Origin of the sequence: Roseivirga sp. (assembly GCF_965216855.1) — a bacterium.
GTDB lineage: Bacteria > Bacteroidota > Bacteroidia > Cytophagales > Cyclobacteriaceae > Roseivirga.
The window spans coordinates 3,618,590-3,630,383 of the sequence record NZ_OZ244204.1; the positions used below are offsets into that span (position 1 = coordinate 3,618,590).

12 protein-coding genes are annotated in these 11,794 nt (G+C 41.3%); 4 read left to right on the forward strand and 8 right to left on the reverse strand.

What is annotated here, in order from left to right; all coding sequences use genetic code 11:
* Position 1: 1 nt before the first annotated feature.
* On the reverse strand, positions 2-1,657 hold the full coding sequence (locus ACOOEY_RS16005) for an ArnT family glycosyltransferase (RefSeq protein ID WP_420385728.1): 1,656 nt from the start codon (positions 1,655-1,657) through the stop codon (positions 2-4).
* Positions 1,654-2,427, reverse strand: coding sequence for a glycosyltransferase family 2 protein (locus ACOOEY_RS16010; RefSeq protein WP_420385729.1), 774 nt, complete (start codon positions 2,425-2,427; stop codon positions 1,654-1,656). Before ACOOEY_RS16010 ends, ACOOEY_RS16005 begins: the two co-directional genes overlap by 4 nt.
* Positions 2,428-2,505: 78 nt before the next feature.
* Here ACOOEY_RS16010 and ACOOEY_RS16015 point away from each other — a divergent pair, with 78 nt between their 5' ends.
* From ACOOEY_RS16015 to ACOOEY_RS16030, 4 genes are all read left to right on the forward strand, one after another.
* Positions 2,506-3,072, forward strand: a complete 567-nt coding sequence (locus tag ACOOEY_RS16015) for a DUF3109 family protein (protein WP_420385730.1) — start codon at positions 2,506-2,508, stop codon at positions 3,070-3,072.
* Between the two features lie 95 nt (positions 3,073-3,167).
* Positions 3,168-5,591 carry an ABC transporter permease gene (locus ACOOEY_RS16020; protein WP_420385731.1) on the forward strand — a complete coding sequence of 808 codons (2,424 nt, stop codon included), beginning with the start codon at positions 3,168-3,170 and terminating at the stop codon, positions 5,589-5,591.
* Positions 5,588-6,613 carry a sensor histidine kinase gene (locus ACOOEY_RS16025; protein ID WP_420385732.1) on the forward strand — a complete coding sequence of 342 codons (1,026 nt, stop codon included), beginning with the start codon at positions 5,588-5,590 and terminating at the stop codon, positions 6,611-6,613. Before ACOOEY_RS16020 ends, ACOOEY_RS16025 begins: the two co-directional genes overlap by 4 nt.
* Positions 6,603-7,310 carry a LytR/AlgR family response regulator transcription factor gene (locus ACOOEY_RS16030; RefSeq protein ID WP_420385733.1) on the forward strand — a complete coding sequence of 236 codons (708 nt, stop codon included), beginning with the start codon at positions 6,603-6,605 and terminating at the stop codon, positions 7,308-7,310. The genes ACOOEY_RS16025 and ACOOEY_RS16030 overlap by 11 nt, the downstream gene beginning before the upstream one ends.
* A gap of 28 nt (positions 7,311-7,338) precedes the next feature.
* On the opposite strand, the gene accC is transcribed toward ACOOEY_RS16030, so the two are convergent.
* The 6 genes from accC to ACOOEY_RS16060 form a co-directional block, all read right to left on the reverse strand.
* Positions 7,339-8,682: an acetyl-CoA carboxylase biotin carboxylase subunit gene (gene accC, locus ACOOEY_RS16035; RefSeq protein ID WP_420385734.1), complete on the reverse strand. Its 1,344-nt coding sequence runs from the start codon at positions 8,680-8,682 to the stop codon at positions 7,339-7,341.
* A gap of 43 nt (positions 8,683-8,725) precedes the next feature.
* Positions 8,726-9,205 (reverse strand): acetyl-CoA carboxylase biotin carboxyl carrier protein, encoded by a 480-nt coding sequence (accB, locus tag ACOOEY_RS16040; RefSeq protein WP_420385735.1) that lies wholly within the window; start codon positions 9,203-9,205, stop codon positions 8,726-8,728.
* A 12-nt stretch (positions 9,206-9,217) separates the two neighbouring features.
* The gene (efp, locus tag ACOOEY_RS16045) at positions 9,218-9,781 is read right to left on the reverse strand and encodes an elongation factor P (protein WP_420385736.1); all 564 of its coding nucleotides are present in this window, start codon (positions 9,779-9,781) and stop codon (positions 9,218-9,220) included.
* Between the two features lie 21 nt (positions 9,782-9,802).
* Positions 9,803-10,801: a beta-ketoacyl-ACP synthase III gene (locus ACOOEY_RS16050; protein ID WP_420385737.1), complete on the reverse strand. Its 999-nt coding sequence runs from the start codon at positions 10,799-10,801 to the stop codon at positions 9,803-9,805.
* 169 nt (positions 10,802-10,970) lie between these two features.
* The gene (gene rpmF / locus ACOOEY_RS16055; protein WP_420385738.1) at positions 10,971-11,162 is read right to left on the reverse strand and encodes a 50S ribosomal protein L32; all 192 of its coding nucleotides are present in this window, start codon (positions 11,160-11,162) and stop codon (positions 10,971-10,973) included.
* Positions 11,163-11,186: 24 nt separating this feature from the next.
* Positions 11,187-11,720 carry a YceD family protein gene (locus tag ACOOEY_RS16060; RefSeq protein ID WP_420385739.1) on the reverse strand — a complete coding sequence of 178 codons (534 nt, stop codon included), beginning with the start codon at positions 11,718-11,720 and terminating at the stop codon, positions 11,187-11,189.
* Between the last annotated feature and the right edge of the window lie 74 nt (positions 11,721-11,794).

Below are 11,794 nucleotides of genomic sequence, written 5' to 3' on the forward strand. Positions count from 1 at the left end.
GTCAGGGTCGATAAATCAGGTGGAAATTAGCAAATTTTGAGTAATCACCATTTTCTGCCTCAATGCAAGCCATAATGAACTTGGCGAATTGAGATTCACTGGGAAAGTCATAGATGTAGCCTGACCAAAGACTTTCAAAACCGTCCAGTTGACTTAAACTTTCTTCTCTCATCAAAGCCAGGGTTGCTCCTTTATGATTTTGCACTATGGCAGGAGTGGCATCTCTCTCAGCAAATCTTTCTGCATAGAAAGGGATATTATGGATGAGTGTATTTTCAATGAAAATAGGCGTTTCTGAATCAATATCATGTGATTTAATTACCTGACCAATTTCATCATAAGGTCTGAATTTCTCCAGCTTTGGCAGCAGGGTGGCGAATGAGATCAGAAAAAATGAGATTACCCAGAATGGAACGGCAGCCAATGCCCGGTTATTGTCATCGCCTTTCTTAAAGTGAAATAGAGCCAGTAGGCCTAATGAAGCCAAAGGAGCTACATAGGTAAGCCAGTGTAAATTAAGCTGATCGACAATTAGAATATTGGCGGTTAAAATGAGTACTGACGGAAATAAAAAACAGAAGCTCCAAAGCCCCTTAAGCCAAAGTTTTTTCGGATCAAATTTCAGCAGGAGTGGGACGATCATCAGCAACAGAGCGGGGTGTGCCTGAATCATGTAAGTTGGAATCTTTCCCTTAGCGATAGTGAAGATCACAAACATAACTACTACCCAGCTTAGTGGGAATGTGATTTTTCTCCACTGAGTCCTGTTGGCTACCCAGTAAAAGCAGGCAAAGAAGAAAGCCAACGAGTAGGGCAGTATGCTCCATGAAATTACTTCGAGATAAAAGAACGGTTTTGGTCCGTTGGTCTTTTTCTCCAGGGCTCTGCCAAAGGTCTCGCGGTAATAAACTTCCCAAAACTCCTGTCCATCTTTCAGGTACATGAATATTACCCAACTTAAGCCAATGAGTAGAACCAGAGGTATTCCAAAGGGTAACTTCAGGAATTTGATATCCTGCCAAATGGGTTTCCATTTGAACGATCTCTCGATAATGATAAACAGACCGATGATACCACCAATCACAATGATGTAGGGAAAGCCCTTGGTGAGGACTGTTAACCCCAGGGCCACATAAGCCCACCACATATATCGACTACTTCTGGAAATGTAGGCTTTAATGAAGTAGTACATGGTGAGTGTGAAAAAGAAGGTCAGAGGGATTTCCGGAGATGCATATTGTTTGACCGCCAGAAGCTGAACACTGAAGGCCATCATTACCAAAGCATACAAGCCACCTTTGTCGCCATAAAGCAGCTTGCCTATTTTATAGGTATACCAGATGCTCCCAAGAGCTAAAAGTACAATTGGAAGCCGGATGGCGAATTCAGTTAGCCCGAATACGGTAGATGAAATGGCGATGAGCCAATAAGTTAGAGGGGGTTTATTATATCTAGGCTCATAGTTGTAGAAAATGTCGAGAAAGTTATTGCCCTCGAACATTTCTCTCACAGCCTCGGCATAAAAGCTTTCGTTGGGTGTCCATATGTCATTGACATGAAAGTTATAGAGGTACACCAGTGATACAAAGATCATTAAGAAAATCACCTGCTTGCGGTGATTGGCTTCAAGGACTATATATGACCAGGCTTTATTCATGAACTCAGTTTGCCACTTTCAATCAGCTTCAGGTACAAATATTTTAAAAACGTATAATAGGCAGCCGTCTTGCATATCAGATAACCTTCTATACCATCCCTGAAACCACCTCTAAGGACGTAGTCCTTGAAAAATCTAAAGACCGGGCTGCATACCATCTTGAAGTGACTTGGCCTTTTGCCCATGGCTTTCATCGCGAAGGCCGCTTGCCTGGCATAGCTGGCAGAGCGATTGACAAAGTCATCATATGAGATGTAAGAGTAATGTAGCAGGTCACCTTTGATTTTGCCCGTGGAAGATTCAGCCGACATTTCAACTGCCGGGTGCGGATCAAGACCTTTCCATTCGCCTTTCCTTCTGTCATAAAGCCTCAGCTTCGCGTCAGGATACCACCCTGAATGCTTGATCCACTTGCCACAGAAATTAGTGAACCGATTGAAGGAATAGCCATCAGCCTGCCAGTTTTCCTTTAGTTTTTGAATTTCGATCCTGAGCTGGTCTGAGAGTTCTTCATCAGCATCCAGCTGTAGTACATAATCGAACCGGGCCTGGTCCTGAGCAAAGTTCTTTTGCTCTAAAAAACCACCCCATTTGTTTTCCAGAAACCTCACCCCAAGGTCTGAACAAATGGCCTTCGTCCGATCTGTGGAATAGGAATCAACCACCAGTATTTCATCACAAACCGACTGCATGGAGTTAATGCATCTGGCAATATTCTTCTCTTCATTGAAGGTGATGATTACTCCTGAAATTTTAACTGGTTGGCTCATTGAATCAAATCGGGGCAAAGTTAACATTTTGAATGGATTGGCTAATGCTATGCCTATATTTGCAACAAAGAAGTCTTTATGATTCTGGTAGAAAACGCGGTAATTAGTGACGATATCAAAGAGCAGTTTTTTGTTTGCGATCTTGATAAATGTAAAGGAGCCTGTTGTGTTGAAGGAGATTTGGGAGCCCCTTTAGAAGAAAGCGAATTGAAGGAGCTAGAGGATGCTTTTGAAGCAGTAAAACCATATCTGTCAGATGAAGGCTTAAAGGCCATAGAAAAGGAAGGACTTTACATCAAAGACTTTGAGGGTGATTACTCAACGACTACGATTGGTGGAAAGGAATGTGCCTTTGCGATTTATGATGAGAAAGGGATTCTCAAGTGTGGTATTGAACAGGCTTATCGTGATGGTAAAACTACATTTAAGAAACCCATCTCCTGCGAACTTTATCCGATTCGAATTACCAGGTACGATCATTACGAGGCTCTTAATTATGATCGCTGGAGTATTTGCTCAGCAGCATGTACTTTGGGAGAAAAACTGGGTGTACCTGTCTACAAGTTCCTGAAAGATGCGCTCATCAGAAAATATGGAGAGGCCTGGTATCAGGAACTTTGCCAGGAGATTGAAGGGAAAGCATAATCTACTGATCAGGGGGCTTTGTCTATTATTGAACCCCATTCTTCTATTTAATTTCTTCTTCCTGGATAGTTAGGCTATGTTCCTTTAAAAAGGTCATGCTGAAGAATTATCTCAAAATCGGGCTTCGTAATCTGGTCAGACACAAAGCTCATGCTATTATTAATGTTCTTGGTTTAGCCATTGGAATGAGTTGTTTCCTGCTCATTACCTTATTCGTAATAGATGAATCTTTATTCGATAGGTTTCATAAGGATTATGAACAGATTTATCGGTTAACAGAAGTAGTTACAGCTGATGGCAGCTCCACAAAGATGGCTAATGCCTTTAGTGCTATTGGTCCTGCTTTGCAAAATGACTTCCCTGAATTTGAGGCCTTTGTCAGGCTGCATATAGATGAATTTAAAGTGGGCAGAGACATACAAAGCGAATTTCAGGAGAAAAACTTTGCCTTTGCTGACTCTAGCTTCTGGGATGTTTTTGACTATCACCTTATTGAGGGAGATCCTAATACTGCTTTGTCAGATCCTTTTTCATTGGTAATATCAAAGTCAGCTGCCAAAAGACACTTTGGAGAGGAATCACCAATTGGGCAAACCCTTAGAGTAAACGGACAATATGATTTTCAGGTAGTTGGGCTAATGGAAGATATGCCTCATCGGTCTCACTTGCAGCTGGATATCATTGCTTCATTCATCAGTCTGAGACAGTTAGAAGGTGGTTGGATGTTCAATAATTGGTACTGGCCACCTGTTTACACCTATGCCAAAGTTCCGCCAACTGTCAATATTAAAGAAACCGAATCCAAGTTTACAGGAATGATTCAAAAGTATTTGGGAGAGATCATTGCAGAGCAGAGAGATTACGAGCTCCAGCCTATTGATAAGATACATACAAGTACAGGCTATTCTAATGAATTGGGCAAGACTATTAACAAGAGCTATCTCTATGTTTTAGCAACAACTGCTTTGCTGATTCTGTCTATAGCTTGTATCAACTTTATGAATCTTTCTCTCGCTAAGTCTATAGGAAGAAGTGGAGAAGTGGGGATTAGAAAGGTCTTTGGTGCAATCAGAGCCCAGATAATCGGACAATACCTAACCGAATCTATCATCCTGGCTCTTTTCTCGGCTCTTTTGGCATTGGGGTTCTTTTATCTGGCTATTCCCGCCTTCAATGGTTTGGCACAAAAGGAGTTTCAGGTGGGATTAAGAGAACTTCCTTTGATTGTAGGAGCTCTTCTTGGTATTGGGTTGTTCGTTGGGGTGCTTTCAGGTCTATACCCCGCTTTGTTTCTGTCCGGGTTTTCACCGATTGCTATATTAAAAGGGGAGGTTAGTTTGAAAAGCCGCTTTTCTTCATTCTTCAGAAAGGGTCTTATCATTTTTCAATTTTTGGTTTCCAGCGTGCTCATTATTTCAACGGTGGTGATTTATTATCAACTCTCGTTTTTGAGAAATAAGTCTTTGGGGTTCGATAAGGAACAGACTATAGTGCTTGATATTGAAAGTGTTCAGCATTTGAATATCAGATTACTGAAAGATCAGTTGAATCAGCTACCTCAGGTTGAGGGTGCTTCAGTATCTTCCCGAATTCCTGGTTATGAAGGATTTTACGACTATAATGTTCTCCCTGAGGGTAGTTCTGTGGAGAATAATCTCCTTTTTATGAGGTTGGAAACAGACTTGGATTTCGTATCGCTATATGATTTTGAGATAGTTTCCGGCAGGGGATTCGATGAAAAACTGGGAACAGATTCAGCTGCCTACCTCCTGAATCAGACCGCTATTGAAAAGCTTGGTTGGCAACCAGAAGAGGCGCTCAATAAGAATCTCTATTTAGGCAGTGTTAATGCCAATGGTTCATTTAGAGCTGTGCATCAGGGTAAAATTATAGGTGTGGTAAAAGACTTCAATTTTAAGTCATTACACAATGAAGTAGACCCTGTAGTGATCAGTATAATTCCTGCTGCTCAACCCTATATGCAACAGAAGATGTCTGTGAAATTGAGTTCGGGAACGATATCTGAGAACCTTGAGGCAGTCAAAGAAGTATGGTCATCATTTGCACCCAATATTCCTATTGATTATTTTTTTTTGGATGATGCCGTTCAATCTCTTTATGAATCAGAAGAACAAATTGGTGAGGTATTCCTCACATTTTCATCTATCAGCATAGTGTTGGCATGCCTTGGGCTTTTTGCGATGACCTCGTTGATGGCAGCACAACTGAAAAGAGAAGTCGGGATCAGGAAAGTACTGGGAGCAAAGGTCGGGCATGTCGTGTGGAGAATTTCATCTGGCTTTGTTTGGCTCATCTTCATTGCATTTGTGATAGGCTGTTTAATCAGTTACCTTGTATTAGGTGATTGGTTGGGGAATTTTGCTTATCAAATCGGTTTGACTCCCTACTATTTTTTGATTTCCGGAGCTATACTTATAATCATTGTCTTCGGGACATTAAGCATCAAATCCTTTAAGGCGGCTCAAGCCAATCCTGTCGATTCATTAAGGCAAGAATGAAGTTGAATTGGAAGCTGATAATCATCCACATCCTTTTATGGATGTTGTACATTCTCATTTGGGGGTTTATGGATATGATCTATGCCCCCACTTTCTGGGATACTGTCGATGGTAACATCATTGGTAGTTTAAGCTACTGCCCGGGAATTTATATCAATATGTATTTTCTCATTCCTTACTTCTTGTTGGAGAACAGACGTGTGCTGTATGTTTTTCTTCTGACCGTATTAATCCTGGCTAATTCATATTTCAGTGCACAGATATTCTCCTATTATTACCTGCACCATCATATACCTACTTCAGAGTTCTTTGCTTCCATGCAAGGCATGGGTAGTACTGGTTCGGAGTTCCTTATCATATTAGGGTTCAGTATGTGCTTTTACTTTATTAATCAATGGTATGTAAAGGAAAGAAGGTTAAGGGAATTGGAAAGTACAAACCTGAGAGTTGAGTTAGATTTACTAAAGGGCCAGATAAATCCACACTTTCTTTTTAACGCCCTGAATAGTATTCATGTGCTTATTAGGAAGGATAATGAGAAGGCAATCGAGACTTTGGAGAAGTTCTCTGACCTCCTGAGTCACCAGATTTATGATGTCAAAAAGGAGTGGGTCCCTTTAGAAACAGAGATCAAAAACCTCAGTAATTTTATACAATTGCAGGAGCTCAGGTTTTCGAATCATGTGAATGTTCAATGGCAAGTCAATGGAGAACCCACAGGGCTAAAGGTTCCTCCCATGCTATTCTTGAATTTTGTGGAAAATGCATTTAAGCATGGTGTTTCCAATAAGGAGGAGATGACCAAAGTAGAAGTTCTATTAGATATCAGAGAGAGTTATCTGGAGTTTTCCTGTATTAACTCTGTGACTGACGAAGGCTTGAGACATGAGGGAGAGGGACTTGGGTTGAGTAATGTTAGAAGAAGATTGGAACTCCTCTATCCCGGTAAGCATCAATTGGAAATAGAGAAAAATGCGCAGGAATTCAGTGTAAACCTTCAAATCAATCTGAATGGAAATTAGGTGCATTATAGTTGATGATGAGTCTTTGGCTCGTGAAGGTCTTGCAGACTATGTCGCTAAAACGGCATTTCTTATACTGGTCGGAGAGTTTAAGAATGCCTCAATGGCATTTGACTATATGAAAGATCACCCCGTGGATCTGATGTTTCTGGATATTAATATGCCGGGGCAAAATGGGCTGGAATTTCTTGGAGAGTTGCGTGATAAACCGAATATCATATTCACGACAGCCTACAGGGAATATGCAGCAGAGAGCTATGAATTGGAAGCCGTTGATTACCTGGTGAAGCCCATCTCGTTTGAAAGGTTTGTAAAAGCTGTCAATAAGGCCTATGCTCTAATGAATGAATCAGCCAGAGCGAATCGGTCAGATCAATACTTTTTTGTGAAAGTCGATGGTGTTATTGTCAGAGTGTTACTTTCAGATGTACTGTATATAGAAGGAATGAAAGACTATGTCAGGATTCATAGAAAGGGTAAATCTTCCCTGATGACCCTGGTCTCATTAAAAAATATGGAAGAGCAGTTACCTACTGAGTTTATAAGGGTTCATCGATCCTTTATAGTGAATACGCTGAGGGTAGAAGCCATTGAAGGGAACGTGCTCAAAATAGATAGTCAGGAAGTGCCAGTAGCTCCTCAACTGAGAGGACAGGTGCTGGAAAAGATCATGGGAGGAAAGTACCTAAAGAGATAAAAAAAGCCGGCTTTTGCCGGCTTAAGTTTTATAGTGTTGAGAAATCAAATGTCTCAAGATATTTCGTAGTAAAGTTTCCGGATTTAAAACCTTCATCTTCCATGAGCTTAATGTGGAAAGGAATAGTGGTTTTAATGCCTTCAATAACAAACTCTTCCAGGGCTCTTTTCATCCGTACAATGACTTCTTCTCTCGACTGTCCGCTGACAATAAGCTTAGCAATCATTGAGTCATAGTTAGGTGGAATAGTGTAGCCGGCATAAACATGGCTGTCAATTCTTACCCCATGACCTCCTGGTAAGTGAAGATTAGTAATCTTACCCGGAGAAGGTCTGAAGCCATGAGCAGGGTCTTCAGCATTGATTCTACATTCCATTGCATAAAGCTTAGGATAGTAGTTCTTTCCTGAAATCGGAATTCCTGCCGCTACTTTAATTTGTTCCTTAATCAGGTCGAAATCGGTTACCTCTTCTGTAATTGGGTGCTCTACCTGAATACGGGTGTTCATTTCCATGAAGTAGAAGTCACCGTTTTTGTCGAGGAGAAACTCTACCGTTCCTGCACCTTCGTAACCAATGGCTTCGGCAGCTTTAACAGCCGCAGCACCCATTTTATCTCTGATTTCCTGAGTGATGGCAGGAGAAGGGGTTTCTTCAACCAGTTTCTGGTGTCTTCTTTGGATAGAACAGTCTCTTTCAGACAGGTGACAGGCTTTTCCTTTGCTATCGCCCACAACCTGAATTTCTACGTGACGTGGTTCTTCAACGAACTTCTCAAGGTAAAGGCCATCGTTACCAAAGGCGGCAGCTGATTCCATTTTGGCATCATCCCATGCCTTTTGAAACTCTTTATCTGAGTTAACAATCCTCATTCCTCGGCCACCACCACCGGCAGTAGCTTTTAGAATAACCGGATATTTCATTTCGTTGGCCAGTTTCACTCCTTGCTCGACAGAATCGAGTAGACCTTCAGATCCCGGGATAGTAGGTACACCGGCAGCCTTCATTGTGGCCTTCGCTGTTGCCTTATCACCCATTTTGTCGATCATGTCAGGCGAGGCACCAATGAACTTAATGCCATACTCTGCACAAACTCTGGAGAATTCAGCATTTTCAGACAGGAAACCATAACCCGGATGTATAGCATCGGCATTAGTGATTTCTGCTGCAGAAATAATATGAGGTATTTTTAAGTAAGACTGGTTTGACGGGGCAGGACCAATATTTACAGCCTCATCGGCAAAGCGCACATGAAGGCTGTCTTTGTCAGCAGCTGAATAAACAGCCACTGTTTTGATGCCCATTTCCTTACAGGTTCTGATAACACGTAAGGCAATCTCACCTCTGTTGGCGATTAATATTTTCTTAAACACGGTTGCTCTTTTAAGTTGAAAACTAAATAAGATAGCAGGCTGTTTAAGCCGGGTCTACCAGGAATAGTGGTTGATCGTATTCAACAGGAGAGGCATTTTCTACCAATACCTTAACGATAGTACCTGAAATTTCAGATTCAATTTCGTTGAAAAGCTTCATAGCTTCTACAATACAAACTTTATCTCCGGCAGAAATAGAATCTCCTACATTCACAAACGAAGGGTCTTCAGGTTTAGGAGATCTGTAGAAAGTTCCGATCATTGGTGATTTGATTTCTACGTATTTGCTTGAATCGTCAGCAGCAGGAGCGGCAGGTGCGCTTTCCTGAGCTGGGGCAGGTGCTGAAGTAGGAGCTGCTGCCGGAGCAGGAGCAGGGGCCGCAGCCACTGGCGCTGAAGCAACAATCTGCGCCTCCGTATCTCTTTTTACCTTAATTTTAAATTCTTCCGTTTCGATATTCACTTCAGCCAGACCGGATTTGGCGATGAAGTCTATCATGTTCTTAATTTCTTTCGGGTTCATATGAGTTAAGGTTTATTTCACTCGCTCACCATATGAGCGGGTTCTAGTGTCAACTTTAATTTTATCGCCTAAGTTAATGAATAAAGGTACTTGAATCTCGGCACCGGTTTCTAAAGTAGCGGGTTTACTGGCATTGGTAGCCGTATCACCTTTTAGTCCGGGCTCAGTGTAAGTAATCTCTAATTCCACATAGGCAGGTAATTCACAGGTCAAAGGTTGTTCTGTTTCTGCATGGAAAAGAATATCAGCCTCCTGACCATCTTTAATCAGGTCGGCATTTTCAATCATTTCTTCAGGAATCATTACCTGTTCGAAGGTAGAGGTATTCATGAAGTGAAAGCCAAATTCATCCTTGTACAAAAACTGGTGAGTTCTTTTTTCAACTCTGGCTGTCTCAATTTTGTGACCGGAAGAGAAGGTATTATCAATCACCTTTCCTGTTTTAACATTTTTGAGCTTCGTTCTGACGAAAGCAGGGCCTTTTCCCGGCTTCACATGCTGGAACTCAGTAATCATCCATAGGTCATTGTTTATTACAATACAAAGACCGTTTTTAATATCTGCTGTGGTAGCCATATTTAGATTTAGATTAGTCTTTTACTTTGGGTCGTATGCCCACTTTAACCAGATTGATCCCCAGGTAAATCCACCTCCAAAGGCAGCTAGAATCAGGTTGTCGCCCTTTTTCAATTGAGATTCATAATCCCAGAGACACAGCGGAATAGTACCACTGGTTGTATTACCATATTTATGAATGTTGAGCATTACTTTGTCTTCTCCAACATCCATTCTTCTGGCGGTAGCGTCAATAATTCTTTTGTTGGCCTGGTGTGGCACCAGATAGGAGATGTCATCACCGGTCAAATTGTTCTTATCCATGACCTCAGCTGCCACATCGGCCATATTGGTTACGGCAAACTTGAAAACGGCCGAACCTTCCTGATAAGCGTAATGCTCACGGTTGGCTACTGTTTCTGCTGTTGCAGGCTTTCTGCTTCCTCCTGCTTTCATATGCAGGTGAGGAGCTCCCGAACCGTCAGATCTTAGAATAGAGTCCATAATGCCATGTTCCTCGGTAGTAGGTTCTAGCAACACCGCACCACCACCATCTCCAAAGATGATACAAGTGGTTCTGTCCTGATAGTCTACAATGGAAGACATTTTATCGGCTCCAACAACAACTACTTTTTTGTATTTGCCGGTCTCAATGAATTGAGAGCCTGTTACCAGTCCATATAAGAAGCCTGAGCAGGCTGCCTGAAGGTCATATCCAAAAGCATTTTTCGCACCAATAGCATCGCAAATCAGATTAGCGGTTGCAGGAAACACCATGTCAGGTGTAGTGGTACAACAAATGAGTAGGTCAATTTCTTCTGGTGTGGTATTGGTTTTGGCGAGTAAACCCTGAACGGCATTAATTCCTATAACTGAGGTGCCTTGGTTTTCGCCTTTGAGAATTCTTCTTTCTTTGATTCCGGTTCTGGTAGTAATCCACTCATCGGTGGTTTCTACCATAGTTTCCAATTCCTTGTTGGTTAGAATATATTCTGGAACATAACCTTGGACACCGGAAATCTGAGCTCTTAGCTGAGTCATGCTTTAAATTTGGTTTGACTTGCAGATTTGAGATATAAACATCTGCCAATATAAGGGGAAAGGCTTCAGAATCATAATGGATTATTGTGAGAAACTGCTCAAATACCCCTATAAATGAAAATGCTCCTGAATAGACCTATCCAGGAGCAAATATCTTTAAAGGTAAGCCTTAAGCTAAAACCTCTTTTTCCATTACAACTTTACCTTTATAGTAAAGTTTACCTTCATGCCAAAATGCTCTGTGAGGCATGTGCAATTCTCCAGTTGTAGGGCAAACCACCAGGTTTTTTGCTGAAAGTTTCTTGTGAGTTCTTCCCTTGTCTCTTCTGGTTCTCGAGGTCTTACGTTTAGGATGCGCCATTTCTTATTCTGTTTTAAGCTTTCGCTATTTCTTATTCTTTAAATTTTTTAAAGCTGCCCATCGGGGGTCAATTGTTTCTTCTTCCTGTTCGTTTTGATCTTCTTCCTCAGATACGTAGATCATGGTTCCTTCTGAATCTTCGTCTTCATCCTCAAACTTAGGGTGAAGTTTCTTCATTGGAATCTCCAGGCCAATGTATTCGAAAAGAATTCCGGCAATATTCAAAGTCTGTGTGTTTTTCTCAATTACATAGACATCTTCCGATAACTCCTTTTCTTCATCCCCATATTTATAAATCATGTTTCTTTCTACATGAATAGGGAAGTCGAATAAATCAAGACTTCTGTCACATTCCAGCACAACTGTGCCTTCAATATCGAAGTCTACCTGAATCATTGAATCTGATTTATTCAGTGTAACTATGGCCTTAAGCTCACCTTCACTTACTAAATCACCTTCGAACATTTCAAAGAACTCGTTCCTGATTTCGAACTCGTATTCATGAATACCATTGGAAAGCTTGTAGATATGAATATCGAATTTCTTCCTGGCCCTCATAACTTACCTTGCTCAAAATTCAGGTGTGCAAAAGTAGATATTTTCTTTTGTTTGACGAAATTTATTGACAATAA